General features: G+C 42.3%; 16 protein-coding genes. 12 read left to right on the top strand and 4 right to left on the bottom strand.

What is annotated here, in order from left to right:
- Positions 1 to 5 precede the first annotated feature (5 nt).
- Together AC07NA_RS02960 and AC07NA_RS02955 are read left to right on the top strand one after the other, a co-directional pair.
- Positions 6 to 980, top strand: coding sequence for a polyprenyl synthetase family protein (locus tag AC07NA_RS02960; protein WP_494895541.1), 975 nt, complete (start codon positions 6 to 8; stop codon positions 978 to 980).
- Positions 981 to 1,036: 56 nt separating this feature from the next.
- On the top strand, positions 1,037 to 2,089 hold the full coding sequence (locus AC07NA_RS02955; RefSeq protein WP_494895540.1) for an energy transducer TonB: 1,053 nt from the start codon (positions 1,037 to 1,039) through the stop codon (positions 2,087 to 2,089).
- Positions 2,090 to 2,616: 527 nt separating this feature from the next.
- Here the strand turns inward: AC07NA_RS02955 and AC07NA_RS02950 are convergent.
- Positions 2,617 to 3,300: a hypothetical protein gene (locus AC07NA_RS02950; RefSeq protein WP_345209237.1), complete on the bottom strand. Its 684-nt coding sequence runs from the start codon at positions 3,298 to 3,300 to the stop codon at positions 2,617 to 2,619.
- Positions 3,301 to 3,470: 170 nt separating this feature from the next.
- Between AC07NA_RS02950 and AC07NA_RS02945 the strand changes: the two genes are divergently transcribed.
- Entirely contained in the window at positions 3,471 to 4,487 is a 1,017-nt protein-coding gene (locus AC07NA_RS02945) for a threonine aldolase family protein (RefSeq protein ID WP_494895539.1), read from the top strand.
- Positions 4,488 to 4,559: 72 nt separating this feature from the next.
- Here the strand turns inward: AC07NA_RS02945 and AC07NA_RS02940 are convergent, their stop codons facing one another.
- Together AC07NA_RS02940 and AC07NA_RS02935 are read right to left on the bottom strand one after the other, a co-directional pair.
- Positions 4,560 to 5,564 (bottom strand): aldo/keto reductase, encoded by a 1,005-nt coding sequence (locus AC07NA_RS02940; RefSeq protein ID WP_494895538.1) that lies wholly within the window; start codon positions 5,562 to 5,564, stop codon positions 4,560 to 4,562.
- Between the two features lie 97 nt (positions 5,565 to 5,661).
- Complete coding sequence (locus tag AC07NA_RS02935; RefSeq protein ID WP_494895537.1) at positions 5,662 to 6,243, bottom strand: hypothetical protein; 582 nt, start codon at positions 6,241 to 6,243, stop codon at positions 5,662 to 5,664.
- Positions 6,244 to 6,319: 76 nt separating this feature from the next.
- Here AC07NA_RS02935 and AC07NA_RS02930 point away from each other — a divergent pair, with 76 nt between their 5' ends.
- The 4 genes from AC07NA_RS02930 to msrA all read left to right on the top strand — a co-directional run bounded on the left by AC07NA_RS02930 (position 6,320) and on the right by msrA (position 9,571).
- A complete protein-coding gene (locus AC07NA_RS02930; RefSeq protein WP_494895535.1) occupies positions 6,320 to 7,405 on the top strand; it encodes a DNA topoisomerase IB in 1,086 nt (361 codons plus the stop codon).
- A 134-nt stretch (positions 7,406 to 7,539) separates the two neighbouring features.
- Positions 7,540 to 8,424 carry an SDR family oxidoreductase gene (locus tag AC07NA_RS02925; RefSeq protein ID WP_494895533.1) on the top strand — a complete coding sequence of 295 codons (885 nt, stop codon included), beginning with the start codon at positions 7,540 to 7,542 and terminating at the stop codon, positions 8,422 to 8,424.
- A 59-nt stretch (positions 8,425 to 8,483) separates the two neighbouring features.
- A complete protein-coding gene (locus AC07NA_RS02920; protein ID WP_494895531.1) occupies positions 8,484 to 8,921 on the top strand; it encodes a c-type cytochrome in 438 nt (145 codons plus the stop codon).
- A 158-nt stretch (positions 8,922 to 9,079) separates the two neighbouring features.
- A complete protein-coding gene (gene msrA, locus AC07NA_RS02915) occupies positions 9,080 to 9,571 on the top strand; it encodes a peptide-methionine (S)-S-oxide reductase MsrA (protein ID WP_494895529.1) in 492 nt (163 codons plus the stop codon).
- 227 nt (positions 9,572 to 9,798) lie between these two features.
- On the opposite strand, the gene AC07NA_RS02910 is transcribed toward msrA, so the two are convergent.
- Positions 9,799 to 12,123 (bottom strand): GH92 family glycosyl hydrolase, encoded by a 2,325-nt coding sequence (locus AC07NA_RS02910; RefSeq protein ID WP_494895527.1) that lies wholly within the window; start codon positions 12,121 to 12,123, stop codon positions 9,799 to 9,801.
- Positions 12,124 to 12,470: 347 nt separating this feature from the next.
- Here AC07NA_RS02910 and thrS point away from each other — a divergent pair, with 347 nt between their 5' ends.
- The 5 genes from thrS (at position 12,471) to AC07NA_RS02885 (ending at position 16,664) form a co-directional block, all read left to right on the top strand.
- Positions 12,471 to 14,396 carry a threonine--tRNA ligase gene (gene thrS / locus AC07NA_RS02905; protein ID WP_345209228.1) on the top strand — a complete coding sequence of 642 codons (1,926 nt, stop codon included), beginning with the start codon at positions 12,471 to 12,473 and terminating at the stop codon, positions 14,394 to 14,396.
- 1 nt (position 14,397) lies between these two features.
- Complete coding sequence (gene infC / locus AC07NA_RS02900; protein ID WP_345209227.1) at positions 14,398 to 14,964, top strand: translation initiation factor IF-3; 567 nt, start codon at positions 14,398 to 14,400, stop codon at positions 14,962 to 14,964.
- A gap of 135 nt (positions 14,965 to 15,099) precedes the next feature.
- Positions 15,100 to 15,300: a 50S ribosomal protein L35 gene (gene rpmI / locus AC07NA_RS02895; RefSeq protein WP_114003955.1), complete on the top strand. Its 201-nt coding sequence runs from the start codon at positions 15,100 to 15,102 to the stop codon at positions 15,298 to 15,300.
- A gap of 78 nt (positions 15,301 to 15,378) precedes the next feature.
- Positions 15,379 to 15,723, top strand: a complete 345-nt coding sequence (gene rplT, locus AC07NA_RS02890; protein WP_345209226.1) for a 50S ribosomal protein L20 — start codon at positions 15,379 to 15,381, stop codon at positions 15,721 to 15,723.
- Positions 15,724 to 15,995: 272 nt separating this feature from the next.
- On the top strand, positions 15,996 to 16,664 hold the full coding sequence (locus tag AC07NA_RS02885; protein WP_494895523.1) for a response regulator transcription factor: 669 nt from the start codon (positions 15,996 to 15,998) through the stop codon (positions 16,662 to 16,664).
- Positions 16,665 to 16,688: the final 24 nt, after the last annotated feature.

The following is a 16,688-nucleotide window of genomic DNA, read 5'->3' as shown; positions in this document are numbered from 1 at the left end:
GTAATATGAAAAAACTTAACGAACTGCAGGACCTGATCATCGATGGCGTTAATCATCTTAACTATCCCGATCAGCCCGCGGAACTCTACGAACCGATAAGGTATATCTTATCATTAGGCGGCAAGCGCCTGCGCCCGGCTTTGCTGCTGATGGCCTGTGACCTGTTTGGCGGCGATGTGGAAGCGGCTGTAAAACCGGCATTGGCCATTGAGGTTTTTCATAATTTTACGCTGATGCACGATGATATTATGGACAATGCACCGCTACGCCGGGGCAATGTTACCGTGCACGAAAAGTGGAATACCAATATCGCCATACTCTCCGGCGATGTAATGATGGTAGAAGCCAACAAGCTGATGATGTTGGTGCCGGATAACATATTGCGGCCTGTTCTCGATATTTTTAACGAAACGGCACAGGGTGTATGCGAAGGTCAGCAGTTTGATATGAACTTTGAGCAGGATGATCGGGTTAGTATAGATGAATACCTGAACATGATTCGCCTTAAAACTGCCGTACTGCTTGGCGGTGCATTAAAAATTGGCGCGTTGATAGGAGGGGCCGACCAGGAGAATGCCGAAAAACTTTACCAGTTTGGTGTAAACCTTGGTGTGGCTTTCCAGCTACAGGATGACATTTTGGATGTGTACGGCGACCCGGAAAAGTTTGGCAAACAAGTAGGTGGCGACATCATCTCCAATAAAAAAACCTACCTGCTTTTAAAAGCCCTTGAACTGGCCGATAGCGACCAAAAACAACAATTACTGCAATGGATAGCTGCTACCGGCTTTAATACAACCGAAAAGGTAGCTGCCGTAACAGCTTTATACAATAGTATACAAGTAAGGCAACATGCCGAAACGGCCATGAATACCTACGCCGAAATAGCCTTCAAAGCGCTGGATGCTATCACACTGCCTGATGACCGCAAACAATATCTGCACAATTTTGCTGACGGCCTGATGGTGAGGGATTATTGATACTGTGAATAACCCAATAACCTCTTATAGTTTTACAATTGATCGTTTAATTATATATGAAAAAACCTATCCTTATCTTGTTACTTATATTATTTTCAGTAACACACACTGTTATAGCTCAAAATACTATAACACAAACCGCCCCTGAATTTCCGGGAGGCATGCAACCCCTCAGCGATTTCATTAAAAAAAATCTAAACAATAGCAAAAATGAAAAAGGTACTGTTGTTGTTGGTTTTACAGTAGCGAATTCCGGTGAACTTGCTGATATCAAAGTGATTCAGGAATTGTCAGCTACAGCTGATTCGGAAGCTGTGCGATTGGTAAGAGGCTTGCCAAAATGGATACCCGGAAAAACAAAGGCAGGTTTTATAGCTATGAGTTACAGGTTACCAATATCATTCGGGTTAAAAATCAACGAAGATAATCTGATTGCTAAATCTGATACTACCTTATATACCACCGTTGATCTGCAGCCTGAACATGCGGAAGGATTAGCCGCTTTTTATAAAAACTTCAGCAATGAATTTCAGCAGGCCGAGGATATGCCTGTGTTAAAAGGTAAAGTATATATCCAGATCATTGTAGAAAAAAATGGTGTTATTTCTTCAAGTAAGATATTAAGAGGTTTATCGCCAAATACCGATGCTGAAATATTAAAAGCCGTAAACAAATCGGGCGTATGGAATCCCGGTATTTTGAACGGAAAATTTGTACGGGTACAATATGCAACGCTATTAAACTTAAATATTGACAATACCTCATCACTCAATAAACTCGATAGTTTAGAAAGTTCACTTAATGCTGCTCCCGAAGTGTTCAGACCTGTAGAAGAACAACCATCATATCCGGGTGGCATTCAGGAATTTTTTAATAAGTTAGAAAAAAACAGAAGAAATGTAAGCGGAGCGAAGGGTAGGATAATGGTTACTTTTGTTGTTGAACGAGATGGAACACTTTCCGGTATTGAAACATTAAAAAACGATTTGTCAAAAGCGGCAAACGAGGAGGCTATACGCCTTGTTAAAGAAAATGGAGTGTGGGAGCCCGGGAAAATCGATAATAAACCGGTTCGGGTTCAATTTACTTTGCCAATAAATTTTAAATAGGATATCTAATGATCTCTGCTATTTTGCAGATGCTTTATGCAAAAGAAATTATCAATCATTGTTGAATGTTTTCAATTTTAAATTAGTGAGTAGGCCACTAAATTAAGGTTTATATAATTGGTTAGTAAAGGCTTCACGATTTTAACTATACTCCATCCGCGGCTCAAGCACTGGCCACGGATAGAGATATAGTATGCTTTTAAAGGGTAGAAATAAAAAGCGCTTACGTGATGGGTTTAGGTATTACCACGGCAGTAAAAATAGGGAGCCTACCCCATAAAAAACCACGTAGAAATACCTGTTTTTAAAATAGTTTTAACGGTTAAAAATGGGTGAAAACACGGTTTGCAAGCAGCTTTTGATATGTTTTGACTGGTAAATTATTGACAGTAAATACCTGGTTTTTGTACTAAACTTTTGAAAGCCAGTTGATGAGCCTGCCAAAAAGAAATGCGAGGTTGTTTTACACCTCGCATTCGCTTAATTTGCCGATAAATATTTATCGACGCTTAAATATTCTAAAATATTTATTGTTGTGCGGCGTGTTCTGCCTTTACGGCTTTAAAATAGGCTATCAATTTTTCAATATTATTAATGTTGAACTTGTTCTCGTGTATCCTGTCGACCACTTCGGGTTCATCGCCCATAATGTCGCTCATAATATCGATAAAGTTATTTGGGGTGAGTTGTACCAGTTCGGATGTATTGGCACCAAAGTAATAAGTGGCCTTGCCTTTACCGCCGCCACCATTACCGCCAAATGATATGCCTACTCCGCCGCCTACACCACCTCCGTAGCCGCCGCTACCTCCACCAATGCCACCTGAAAGTCCGGGACGAAAACCGCCGCCACCGCTGCTGCCTCTGCCCAGGTATAGTTTAACTTCTTCGTTGAGTACTACCTTTACAAAATCAAGTTCCTTGCTTCCCCAGCTTTCATTTTTCGGCGCATGGGCAACTACAAAGCTATCTTTACCCACCATAAACGAGCGCAGTTCACCCGCGCTTAATTTAATAGGGTTCATTTTTTCATCTTTTTTGAACTCGATAAAGCCTTCATCCTTAACGGGGCCTTTACCCGACGGATTAGGGCGGATAAAACCGGTTTCGGTATTGCCTTTTATATCGGTAAACACACCCGGCTGCCATTTTTGGGCTGTAGCCGTTAGTACAAAACAAATGCTTATAAATGATAGAATTGCTTTTTTCACTTTATTCAAATAATATAGTTAAACACAAATATGCTCTTTTTATTACGCTCATTGAGGGCATTATTTAAAATGGTACTGCTAAAATTGTTACATGGATAAAGCATCGTGCCAATTTATATAAGCCAATAAAAATTAGATTTGTGCCTTAAAATAGTACTAAAATTAAAAACATGCAATTAACAGTCGATCTCCGCAGCGATACCGTAACCAAGCCTACACCCGGCATGCTCGATGCCATGATGAGCGCCCGTGTGGGTGACGATGTTTTTGGTGAAGATGAAACCATAAACGAACTGGAACAAAAGGCTGCCGCCAAATTCGGTATGGAAGCCGGAATCTTCTGTCCGTCGGGTACCATGACCAACCAGATCGCTATTAAATGTTTTACCCAACCGCTTGACGAACTTATTGCCGACCAAACCGCGCATGTGTACCGTTATGAGGGCGGCGGCATTGCTTTTAACTCGGGTGTATCCACACGTTTGCTGAACGGCTACCGCGGGATATTAACGGCGGAAATGATAGAACCGGAGATCAATGCCGAAAACATCCACTTTCCGCATACCAGTTTAGTAGTGCTCGAAAATACAGTAAACAAGGGCGGAGGCAGTTGCTACACGCTTGATCATATCAAACCTATAGAACAGCTCTGCTCACAGAAAGGCCTTAAATTACACTTGGATGGTGCCCGTATTTTTAATGCCTTAGCCCATACGGGTGATGCTGCTATTGATTATGGTAAATATTTTAACGGTATTTCGGTATGTCTTTCAAAAGGACTGGGTGCGCCCGTAGGTTCGGTTTTACTTGCCGATAAGGAAACGATAAAGTACGCGCGCCGCATTCGTAAAGTATTAGGCGGAGGTATGCGCCAGGCGGGCTTTTTGGCTGCCGCGGGTATCTATGCACTCGATCATCATGTGGAGCGCCTGAAGATAGATCATGCCCATGCGCAGATATTAGCCAGTGAATTAGCCAAGCTGAAATGGGTGACAGGGGTAATGCCTACCGAAACCAATATCGTATTGTTTGATACCGTGCAACCTGCCGAACAGGTGCTTGCTTTGCTTAAAGAGAAAGGCATACACGCCATGAGCACCGATAAGCACCGCATTCGTTTTGTAAGCCATTTGGATGTGCATCCGCAGGGAGTGGAGTATGTGGTGGACGTTTTGAGGAAGTTGTAAGTTGTGTGTTGTAAGTTGTAGGTAAACTGTCTTATGTTTCCCCTCACAACTTACAACACACAACCTGCAACTTTAAGCGTTTTGCCGTTCAACCATCCAGCCCGGATATTCTTTTGGCAAGGCGCTTACTTCATCAATTTTTTGAAGTTGTTCGGCGGTTAATTCCAGCCCTACAGATTTAAGATTGTCTTTTAACTGGTCGATGTTTTTCGCGCCGATAATAGTGCTGGTTATACCTTTTTGTAAACGTACCCAGGCCAAAGCAATTTGTGCCGGCGAGGCGTTGTGCTCTTTACCTACCGAGGTAATTACATCAATAATATCATAAGCCCGGTCTTTATTGATAGGAGGGAAATCGAAAGCATCACGGCGTGAGCCTGATTTGTCACCATCGCGGGTGTATTTTCCCGATAGGAAACCTCCTGCTAAAGGACTCCATGGCAATACCGCCAGGTTTTGATCGGCAGCCAGCGGAAGTATCTCACGTTCAATATCCCGGCCCGATAAAGAATAGAAATATTGCAAGCCTACAAACTTGTTCCAGCCATTGCGTTCGGCTATTCCGGCAGCTTTCATCACCATCCAGGCGGGCCAGTTACAAACAGCAATGTAACGTACCTTTCCTGTCTGTACAATATCGTTAAGCGCACGCATAGTTTCCTCAATAGTGGTACGCAGGTCAACGCCATGCACGTATAGCAGATCGATATGGTCGAGTTGTAAACGCTTCAGGCTTTCATCAACCGAGTTGAATATATGGTAACGGGAAAGACCGGTATCGTTCAGTTTCTCGCTCATCTTTCCGCGTACTTTGGTGGCGATCACCAGCTCGTTAGGGGCAATACCAATGTCTTTGATAGATTGGCCAAGCAAAGTTTCTGATTCGCCAAAAGAATAAATATTGGCCGTATCAATAAAATTGATCCCCGAATCAACTACGGTTTTCATGAGATCATTAACTTCTTGTTGCTGAATTTTACCTATGGCTTCCCAATAACCGGTACCGCCAAAGGTCATGGTGCCAAAACAAATTTCAGACACCAGCAAGCCGGTGTTACCTAAAAGATTGTATTTCATAAATATGTGGTTTTTGTAAATGAATAACCAAAGTTTATCAATTGTTTAAACGCTATGGTCAGCTAAGGGTAAAACATTCAAAGTACTCACAAGGATTTTATCCGTAAGTAAAATACACGGTTTCGGTACCGTTATTTTTAGCGTAGACCAAAAACCGGCGAAAGTTGCGAAAGTCTTGCCCCAAGTTATTATCCATATAACCATCGCCTGTGTCTTTATCAAAATTAGCGAAATAGGCATTATGGTTCAGTGTATCAGGGTCGCCGGGTTGTTGCTGTAATAATTCGGGCAGGTTTTTAACGACCGAAAGCTTTTCTATCAGGTTATTGATAAGCAAAAGCATTGGGCTAATGTTGCCTTTTAACTTGTCGCGGTTAGCTGTGTTGCTGTCGATGATCTGTTTGCGTTCTTCGTCGGTTTCAGTATGGCTTAGCATGAACCGTAATTGTTCGTCATCGCCATAATTGTTCATATTGTATATCGGCGTAATATCAATACAGGTAAGCCTGCCTATCTGATCAAGCTCCGGCTCGCCACTCATCACATCCCTGCGCGAAATAAAATTGCAGAATGTACGGCTTAAACCATGCTGGTAAAAGTTGCGTTCTTCGGGGTCGTAATAAGTGGTGTCAAATATTTCTTCGGGGTTGTTTACGTTGATGGAGATATCTAAGCCCATAATAAATACTTTTATTGTATTGCTAATATAGCGGCATTAAAACATTAATGGCGGTTGTGCTATTGTAATAATTACAATGAACCGATTATTAAAAAAACTTGAGAAGATTGGCCGCGATCCAAAATCAACAGCCAAGGCGGTTGGGCTGCGCTATGTGGCCGATACCACACCCGGTTATACCCGTAAAAAAGCCGGAAAAGGCTGGAGCTTTTACGATGCGGAAAGCAAACTGGTAAAGGATAAAGAACTGGTAACGCGCTTTACCAAACTGGTGATTCCGCCGGCCTACACCAATGTTTGGATCTCACCTTATGAGAACGGGCACCTGCAATTTACGGGTATAGATGTGGCAGGCCGAAAGCAATACCGCTATCATGCCGATTGGAACAAGATCCGTAATCAATCAAAATATCACCGGCTGCAAACCTTCGCTTCGCACCTCCCTGCCATACGCGAACAGGTTGATAAAGACTTGCTGCGTCGTAATCTCGATTTCCCTAAAGTGGTTGCTTTGGTGGTACGCTTAATGGAGCTGACCAGCATACGCGTAGGCAATGAGTCGTATAAAAAATTGTATGGTTCTTTCGGCTTAACCACCTTGCAGGATAAGCATGTGAAAATTGAAGGTTCCGACATGAAGTTTGAGTTTAAGGGTAAAAAAGGCGTGTACCAAAAAATAGCCCTCCATAGTAAAAAGCTGGCCCATTTGGTAAAACAATGCCGTGATATACCGGGTAAGGAACTATTCCAGTTTTATAATGATGCTAACGAACGCTGTACCATAGGTTCGGGCGATATCAATAACTACTTAAAAGAAATAACCGGCGAAGATTTTACCGCTAAAGATTTTCGTACCTGGGCAGGCAGTGTGAGTGCCCTGTATGCCTTTAAGGCAGCCGGGGAGTTTGAAACGTTAACCGAATGCCGTAAAAAGATAGTGAGCGTGCTGGATGAAGTCGCGCTTAATTTAGGTAATACCCGTACCGTTTGTAAAAAATACTATGTGCACCCTACGGTGATAAAAAGCTACGAAGAAGGCCACATATTTAAATACATCAAAGACCTGGATGAAACCAAAGATGTAAAAGCATCAGAACTCAATACTGCCGAAAAAGCGCTCATCAGTATCCTCGAAAATGAAAAGCTGGCCGAAGCGAGCTAAGAATAATTAATGAATTAGTGATTTAGTGAATGAGCGATAGGGAAAGTAGCAACAATAACTGGTGAATAAAAGGTTATGTTTAGTTAATTTGCAACTCACTATATTACTCATTCAATAATTCACTAATTAAGCAGATGGCTGCAATCACCACGGTAATAACAGGGGCAACTTCAGGAATAGGTAAAGAAACGGCCATTGCTTTGGCTAAAAAGAAGCACGCCTTATACCTGTTGGTGAGGGATGTTGCCAAAGGGGAGGCGTTGGTTAAACAGTTAACAACCGAAACGGGCAACCACGAAGTTTATGTGGTATATTGTAATCTGACTGATCTGCAAAGTGTATACAAAGCCGCTGAAACTTTAAAGAGTAAGCTGTTTGCCATAAATGTGCTGATTAATAACGCAGGTGGTATTTTTGCGGAGTTCGGGTTAAGTACTGATGGTTATGAGCTAACTTTTGCTGCTAATCATTTAGGTCACTTTGTATTGACCAATGCCTTGTTGCCTTTGTTAGAACGCGGACAAGCCCGGGTGATCAACGTAAGTTCGGAAGGGCATAAAATTGGGCGACCTGACTTTGATGAACTGCACGGGGTTAAAAAGTATTCATCAATGCATGCTTATGCCAATGCCAAGCTGTACAATATCTTTTTCACAAAATCACTTGCCGAAAAATTCGGCAGCAAGGGTATCACCTCATTTGCGCTGCACCCTGGCGTAGTTAAAAGTAATTTTTGGGATGGCATTAGCTGGAAAGGTATCACTGGTTTTATGAAACTGCTCATGACACTGGTCCGCCCGTTTATGATATCGGCAGAAAAAGGTGCTCGAACTACCATTTACCTTGCCACGCAAAATGGTTTACATACTAAAAGCGGGCAGTACTTTAATAAATGCCGTGTGGCAAAAACATCGGCTATGGCCAATGATGCCGCTGCTCGCGAAGTGTTGTGGGATCTTAGTCAACAAGCCTATGATAAATTGCTTTATGTAACATTAGTGAAACAAGCAGAAAAATAGTCAGCCTTTTGTAAACATTTTGAAAGGGATATTTATATTTACTTCATTAATCCCCAAATATGTTATTTAATAAAAAAACGTTTGCCACAATTGGTTTATCATGTGCCGTTGTTTTGTCGTCAATGGCCTCGCTTAAATCAGCCCCTGAACCTGAAGAGAAGAAGTTTAAGAACCTGAAAGTGCTGCCGAAAAATATTTCAGAGGATGCCATGCACGAGGTAATGGAAGAGTGGGAGCACGCGCTGGGTGTACGCTGCGGTTTTTGCCATACCCGTAATGAGGAAACTAAAAAAATGGACTGGGCAAGTGATGCCAAGCCCGAAAAAGAAATGGCCCGTAAAATGTTTAAAATGACGGCCATGCTAAACAAAAAATATTTCGAGGCCAAAAAAGATTCGTTAGGTATGATAGCCGAAACCGGTGTAAACTGTAACAGTTGCCACCAGGGTACCGAGCACCCCGAGCCTAAAAAAGCCCATGTGGAAGAAAAACATTAATCGAAACCAAATTTATTATAAAGGCACAAGAAATTGTGCCTTTACTGTTTAAGTCAAAAATGAAGATTTAAAGGTATGAGCGTCGCTATGCAATGACATGTATTTGACACCATTTGCATGGTTATTGCTTACCTTTATATTACTAAGAAAAAATATATATGAGTACTGAAAAAGCTATTTTAGCTGGTGGTTGTTTTTGGGGAGTAGAAGAACTATTTAGGCATCAGCCGGGTGTTATTTCAACTGTGGTTGGTTACACCGGCGGCGATGTTGCTAATGCGACTTACCGCAATCACGGAACACACGCGGAAGGTATCGAGATCGTATTTGATCCGTCTGTTTTGTCTTACCGCGGACTATTGGAATACTTCTTCCAAATTCATGATCCTACAACACGTAACAGGCAGGGTAATGATATAGGCACATCGTACCGTTCGGCTATATTCTATTTTGATGAAGCGCAACGCGAAACAGCTAATACCTTAATTGCAGAGATGGAAGCATCGGGCAAGTGGCCCGGCAAAATAGTAACCGAAGTTGTACCGGCTACCGATTTCTGGAATGCCGAAGCAGAACACCAGGATTACCTTCAGAAAAATCCTTATGGGTATACCTGCCATTTTGAAAGGCCTGATTGGAAGTTGAGTTAATAATTATTTATTTAACCACAAAGGGCACAAAGATTTCACGGAGTTACACAGAGTTGTATTTTAAATTTCTGTGTAACTCCGTGTAATAAAGTCTAAACCAAAATTGTCATTTCGAACGAGGTACGAGGAGAAATCTTCTGCTCAATAAAGGTAGTACACCTACATAGCGAAGAAGATTTCTCTCTACGATCGAAATGACAAAAAAGTCATTTTATAACAACGATATTTCACTTCCGCTTACTCATCGACGGAGGTGCATCTTCAGGTTTACTGCCCCAGCTCGGGTTAGGTTGCGGACCCATGGTTAATACCAGTTTGCCGCCGTCAACCAGTTCGGAATGGTAGAACCAGGGTTTGTTCAGCGGTTTGCCATCCAGCGTGGCCGATTGTATGTAGCGGTTAGTATCAGATACATTTGAAGCTTCAATAGTGAACGTTTTTCCTGAATAATAAGCCGGATCAAGCGTGATAACGGTTTTGGCAAATAGCGGACTGCCAATTTCATAGAACGGTTTTACAGAAGCGCCGCCATTGGTTTCAAACAAACCCATCGCGCTCATTACATACCATGCACCCATCTGTCCTTCATCTTCATCGCCCAGCCAGCCGTAATACGGGCTATCGCCATAATATTTATTCATGATTTCGCGTGCCCATTTTTGTGTAAGCCACGGCTTGCCCGAATAATTGAACAGGTAGGCTGCCTGCATATTGGGTTGATTACCATGATTAATCGGCACCCTGTCGTAAATGTCGGCATCAGCATTAAAGTTAAATTTGGATGATTTTTCAAAACCCTCATTCAGTCGGTTATTAAACTCATCCTTACCCACCAAATTAATGATCTGCTGCACATCGTGCGGGTTAAAAAAAGTATACTGCCAGGCGTTACCTTCCAAATAACCCGACTTATCAAATGATGTACAGCAATATGGAGTCCAATCCTTTACCCATGTACCGTCCTGGTGTTTCATACGGATGTATTTGGTTTCCTTATCAAACACATTATTATAGTTGGCAGCACGTTTTATAAAGGTTTTATACTCTTTATCGTGCCCTAAAGCTTTGGCCATTTGGGCTACACACCAGTCATCGTAAGCATATTCAAGTGTGTTTGATACTTGCCCGAGTTCATCAGGGACAAAGCCAAGTTTCATATAAGCGTTCAAAAATTTATTACCTGCAAAGCCTCCGCAAGGGTGGTTGATGCCTTCCACTGTTTGGTTATGCAGCATAGCCTTAAAAGCGGTATCGGCATTATAATTACGAATACCTTTCATGTAGGCGCTAACTATTAAAGGTATCTCGTGCGATGCTTCCATAATGCCCGAATACTCAATCCCGGCCGGGCCCTTGGGCAGCCAGCCGCCATATTTATATATTTCCAATAATGATTTCACCCAGTTATCAGCCAGATCGGGGTTTACCAGCGTCCATAATTGGTTAAGGTTCCAAAAGGTGTTCCACAGCGCATCTGAGCCATAAACCGGCGATTTTGGGTCTTTCAGTTGTCTTACATTTTCGCATACATCAACATATTTACCGTTAACATCGCTCCAGGTAGTACGTGCACAATAGGAGCGGTAAAGGTTACTGTAAAACTTTTTCATGTTTATGTCTGTACCGCCTTCTACCTTTATTTTACTTAATAAGGTGTTCCATGTATCGCGGCCATGTTTGCGCACCGCGTCAAAATCCCAGTTGAAAGGATTCATTTCCGTTTCGAGGTTCAGCCGCGCCTGCTCAATACTTACCAATGAAATACCTGTTTGCAGCATAATCACTTCGCCTTTGGTTGCATCAAAATCGGCATAAGCGCCAATATGGCCTTTACCGGCAATATCGCTGATGTTGCTTTTTACATCCTTGCCTTGCCAGCCACCAAAACTTTTCATGGGCTTATTAAACCGGGCTACAAAATGTACTGTATATTCATTAAAACCTGTTTTCTGCTTGGAGTAACCTTCAATTTCCTTATCGGTCACCTTGGTTATTTTAGCATCGAGTATCTCGTAAGCGTATTCGGCAGGGATATCCAGGTCGAACAAAATATGCGCGTCCTGCGCTTCAGAGTAGGTGAGCCGGAAGAAGCCCGCGCGGGTAGTAGCTGTAATTTCTGTGCGAATGTTGCCATTTAATAAGGTAACCGCGTAGTAACCTGGAGTGGCCACTTCGGTAGCTTTATCAACCCGCGAGCGGTAACCGGTCGTCCATCCCGTAGTGGCGCCATCTGCCGGGCCCTGTACCACGTTAAGCGGACCAACAGTTGGCATTACCGAAAGCCCGGCCATGGTCCAGGAGTGGATATGGCTGAAGCCGCCTACGTTACCAAGGGTGTACTCATAACCGCCTTTCCATACGCCGCCCTGGTTATCCGGACTAAGCTGTACCATACCAAAAGGCATGGTAGCGCCCGGGTTCAGCATCCAGCGCGATTCGGATGTGCCCAGTAACGGGTCGGCATAATCAACAGGTTCTTTTTGCTGCGCCATGGCAGGCATCGCCGTAATACTCCACAGCAATGCGATGATACATTTGAGTGTTTTGTTCATAAGATAGATTATTTGGCGATGCAATATAGTAGATATGTATGTACATTTAAAGGGGTTTTTATATTTTTTTAAGATGTGTTTTACCGCGGAGGAAACAGAGTGTTTTGCGCGGAGTACGCATAGATTATATAAATGAATTTATTATATGAATTAATGCTAACAAAAGCTCACAATTCTACTCAAGTAATATACTCTGCGTAACTCTGCGTAAAACTCCGTTATCTCAGCGGTTAAAAAACATCTTTCATCCCAAATAAATTCCTATTTTTGCAGGATAATTTTACAGATCGCGTTAGTAGGCGATCTACTATAAGTAATACATTTTAAACAATAAATCATAGTTGTAGATGATTAACATTACACTTCCTGATGGTTCCGTTCGTCAGTACGACAAGGGAATCTCTTCCATGCAGATCGCGCAGTCGATCTCCGAAGGTTTAGCACGTAACGTATTAGCAGCCGAAGTTGACGGCCAGGTTTGGGATGCCAGCAGGCCCATTGAAAAGGATAGTGCAGTAAAGCTGCTTACCTGGAACGATGCGCAAGGCAAATCTACCTTTTGGCATTCATCGGCCCACTTAATGGCCGAGGCGCTTGAAGCGCTGTATCCGGGTACTAAATTCGGTATCGGTCCGGCTATTGAAACCGGCTTTTATTACGACGTTGACTTTGGCGACCGCGAATTTTCATCCGAAGAATTTAAAAAGATCGAGGATAAGATGATCGAGCTGGCAAAGGCCAAATCGGAGTTTATTCGTAAACCGGTTAGCAAAGCCGATGCTATTGAGTACTTCACCGAAAAGGATGACGAGTACAAGCTCGACCTGATCAAAGACCTGCCCGATGGTTCAATTACCTTCTATTCGCAAGGTAACTTTACCGATCTGTGCCGTGGTCCGCATATACCTAACACCGGTTTTGTAAAGGCTGTAAAGCTGATGAGCGTTGCCGGTGCATACTGGCGTGGCGATGAAAGCCGTAAACAGTTAACACGTATTTATGGTGTTACTTTTACTAAAGCCAGCGAACTTACAGAATACTTGCATTTACTGGAAGAAGCTAAAAAACGCGACCACCGTAAATTGGGTAAAGAACTGGAGTTGTTCGCTTTTTCAGAAAAAGTAGGCATGGGTTTGCCATTGTGGTTACCTAAAGGTGCCGCCCTGCGCGAAAAGTTGGTTAACTTTTTACAAAAAGCACAGTCAAAAGCAGGTTACGAGCAGGTAATTACTCCGCATATCGGTCATAAAAACTTGTATGTAACATCTGGTCACTATGAAAAATATGGTGCCGACTCGTTCCAGCCGATAAAAACTCCGCAGGAAGGAGAGGAGTTCTTCCTGAAACCGATGAACTGCCCGCATCACTGCGAGATCTATAAAACAAAACCACGTTCTTATAAAGATCTTCCGGTTCGTTTTGCAGAGTTTGGTACTGTTTACCGTTACGAACAAAGCGGTGAGCTGCACGGCTTAACAAGGGTACGCGGCTTTACGCAAGATGACGCGCACTTATTTTGCCGCCCCGACCAGGTGAAAGAAGAGTTTAAAAAAGTGATCGACCTTGTATTATATGTATTTGGCGCGTTGGGTTTTGATGATTATACCGCGCAGGTATCATTACGCGACCCGGAGAATAAAGCTAAATACATTGGTACTGACGAAAACTGGGCATTGGCTGAATCGGCCATTATTGAAGCCGCTGCCGAAAAAGGGTTACCTACTGTGGTAGAAACAGGTGAAGCCGCGTTTTACGGGCCAAAGCTTGATTTTATGGTGAAGGATGCCCTTGGCCGTAAATGGCAACTGGGTACTATCCAGGTAGATTATAACCTGCCCGAACGTTTTGAATTGGAATACACTGGTAGCGACAATATGAAGCATCGCCCGGTTATGATACACCGTGCGCCGTTTGGTTCTTTAGAGCGTTTTGTGGCCGTATTGATTGAGCATTGTGCAGGTAATTTCCCGCTATGGTTATCGCCGGAGCAGTATATCATTTTGCCGATATCAGAAAAATACGAAGAATATGCAAAAAAACTTTCTGATGTGTTAAAAGATTCCGATATTTGCGGGCTAATTGACTTCAGGGACGAAAAAATAGGAAGAAAAATTCGTGATGCTGAGGTTAAAAAGATCCCTTATATGCTCATAGTTGGCGAAAAAGAGGCCGCAGAAGGTGTGGTTTCGGTTCGCAGGCATGGAAAAGGTGATTTAGGAAGCATGAGCATTGAGGATTTTAAACAACAGATAACTAAAGAAATAACAGTATAACTTGGCATTAAACAGACCTTATAACAGAGGACCCAGGCCTCCCTTTAAGAAAAAGGAAGCCGAACATAACATCAATCAATTCATCAAAGCTCCGGAAGTACGCCTTGTAGGCGACAACGTTGAGCAAGGTATATTCTCACTAAGGGACGCGCTGGCAATTGCTGCCGAGCAGGAATTAGACCTGGTGGAGATATCACCTAATGCTGTACCTCCGGTTTGTAAAGTAACTGACTATAATAAGTTCATTTACGAACAGAAGAAAAAGCTGAAGGAGATTAAAAGCAATGCCAAGCAAACGGTTATTAAGGAGATCAGGTTTGGACCGAATACTGATGACCATGACTTTGAGTTTAAACTGAAGCATGCCATTAAGTTTTTGGAAGCCAACGAAAAGGTGAGGGCTTACGTACACTTTAAAGGCCGTGCCATTGTATACAAAGAGCAAGGCGAAATACTACTGCTTAAGTTTGCGCAAGCGCTTGAAGAAGTGGGCAAAGTGGAGCAATTGCCTAAACTGGAAGGTAAACGGATGTTTTTAACCGTTGCACCTAAAGGTGGTAAAAAGTAAATTGTTTGATGTGCAGATGCGTGGATATGCAGATGTGCTGATGGTAAAAATGAAATAAGTTCGAAATCGGAAATTCGATATTCGGAATAAAAATAAAACGTTGCGAAAACGTCTAAACACAAATAAATAATAGTTATGCCAAAAATGAAAACCAATTCCAGTGCTAAAAAGCGCTTCAAGCTTACTGGAACAGGTAAAATTGCAAGAAAAAACGCATACAAAAGCCACATCTTAACCAAGATGTCAACTAAACGTAAGCGTAACTTAGGTCAGACCAGCTTAGTATCTGATGCTGACACCGGTAACGTAAAGCGTATGCTTTGTATCGGTAAGTAATTAAACAAAATTTTTAACCAGGTATTAGAGTATTAAAGATCACCGTAAAGGGGCACTCACTACCAAAAACATCAAAAGATGCCACGTTCAGTAAACGCAGTAGCGTCGAGAAGACGCCGAAAAAAAATCATGAACCTCGCCAAAGGTTATTGGGGTTCTCGTAGCAAGGTATATACCGTTGCTAAAAACACAGTTGAAAAAGGTTTACAGTATGCTTACCGCGACCGTAAAACCAAGAAAAGAGAATTCAGAGCCCTTTGGATACAACGTATCAACGCAGGTGCCCGTCAACACGGTATTTCTTACTCTCAATTAATAGGTAAATTAGCCGCTAAAGAAATTGGTTTGAACCGTAAGGTATTAGCTGATTTAGCGATGAACAACCCAGATGCTTTCAAAGCTATCGTTGATGCAGTAAAATAATATCAGCATATTATTTAAAGAAGAACCCGCCCACAAGCGGGTTTTTCTGTTTTAAGGGTATTTGGCTTTTTAATCTTCCAAAATATTAATAATCGATATTTTGTTATGGGTTTTATTCTCATACTATTGTGCCTTTAATAATTTGCCAGTGTTTATGCTGAAAAATAAATAACTGATAATCAGTAGTTAAATTATTTTCAGTAGTGGCTTGTATTAACAAATGCTTTTTATTATTCATATTTAGAATAATAGATCATATTAGCCCCTAAATAATGAATCTAAACCCAGATGCGCTGAGCAAAATAGATGATTTTGCTCCTTATGCCGAGTTAATGCCCTGTGTAGTAATGATTCACCAGATCGGCGATTTCAACCTTGTTTACATGACCAGTAACGGGCTTAAACTATTAGGCGTTACCTTGCCTGAATTACAGGAAATGGGAGCGGGCTATTACCCTCGTTTCTTCAATATGGAATATATGGAAGGCCTGCTACCCAAAATGGACACTTTGCTTCGTAATAACAGTGCCGAAGAAAGCTTTTCTTATTTTCAGCAGGTAAAACTACAGGGAAAAACAGATTGGACATGGCATATCACCTCTACCCGGATCTTTATGTGGGACGAAGCCGGCAACCCCACCTTAACTATTACAACAGCGGTGCCTATTGAACGCATGAAATATGTAGAAGCCAAGGCAGAGAAGATATTGAACGAAAACCTGTTCCTTCGCCGTAACCTTGAGGCTTTTTCAACGCTGGGTAAACGTGAGAAAATAGTATTGAAACTGGTAGCTACCGGTAAATCATCACCCGAAATTGCCGATGAGCTATTTATATCGGCAGAAACTGTTCAAACCCATCGCCGTAATATTAAAATAAAGCTGGGCATATCAAATGTAATGGAGTTTGCAGAATACGCGCGGGCATTTGACCTGATATAACAAAAAAGCATGAACGTAAAAACG

The organism is Mucilaginibacter sp. GW821-FHT07G05 (assembly GCF_059418565.1).
This window is presented reverse-complemented; position numbering and strand designations above follow the sequence as displayed.

Excerpts from the sequence above, each read along its gene's own strand:
- AC07NA_RS02960 (WP_494895541.1), top strand. The coding sequence starts at position 6 with ATGAAAAAACTTAACGAACTGCAGGACCTGATCATCGATGGCGTTAAT.
- AC07NA_RS02955 (WP_494895540.1), top strand. The coding sequence starts at position 1,037 with ATGAAAAAACCTATCCTTATCTTGTTACTTATATTATTTTCAGTAACA.
- AC07NA_RS02945 (WP_494895539.1), top strand. The coding sequence starts at position 3,471 with ATGCAATTAACAGTCGATCTCCGCAGCGATACCGTAACCAAGCCTACA.
- AC07NA_RS02940 (WP_494895538.1), bottom strand. The coding sequence starts at position 5,564 with ATGAAATACAATCTTTTAGGTAACACCGGCTTGCTGGTGTCTGAAATT.
- AC07NA_RS02935 (WP_494895537.1), bottom strand. The coding sequence starts at position 6,243 with ATGGGCTTAGATATCTCCATCAACGTAAACAACCCCGAAGAAATATTT.
- AC07NA_RS02930 (WP_494895535.1), top strand. The coding sequence starts at position 6,320 with ATGAACCGATTATTAAAAAAACTTGAGAAGATTGGCCGCGATCCAAAA.
- AC07NA_RS02925 (WP_494895533.1), top strand. The coding sequence starts at position 7,540 with ATGGCTGCAATCACCACGGTAATAACAGGGGCAACTTCAGGAATAGGT.
- AC07NA_RS02920 (WP_494895531.1), top strand. The coding sequence starts at position 8,484 with ATGTTATTTAATAAAAAAACGTTTGCCACAATTGGTTTATCATGTGCC.
- msrA (WP_494895529.1), top strand. The coding sequence starts at position 9,080 with ATGAGTACTGAAAAAGCTATTTTAGCTGGTGGTTGTTTTTGGGGAGTA.
- AC07NA_RS02910 (WP_494895527.1), bottom strand. The coding sequence starts at position 12,123 with ATGAACAAAACACTCAAATGTATCATCGCATTGCTGTGGAGTATTACG.
- thrS (WP_345209228.1), top strand. The coding sequence starts at position 12,471 with ATGATTAACATTACACTTCCTGATGGTTCCGTTCGTCAGTACGACAAG.
- rpmI (WP_114003955.1), top strand. The coding sequence starts at position 15,100 with ATGCCAAAAATGAAAACCAATTCCAGTGCTAAAAAGCGCTTCAAGCTT.
- rplT (WP_345209226.1), top strand. The coding sequence starts at position 15,379 with ATGCCACGTTCAGTAAACGCAGTAGCGTCGAGAAGACGCCGAAAAAAA.
- AC07NA_RS02885 (WP_494895523.1), top strand. The coding sequence starts at position 15,996 with ATGAATCTAAACCCAGATGCGCTGAGCAAAATAGATGATTTTGCTCCT.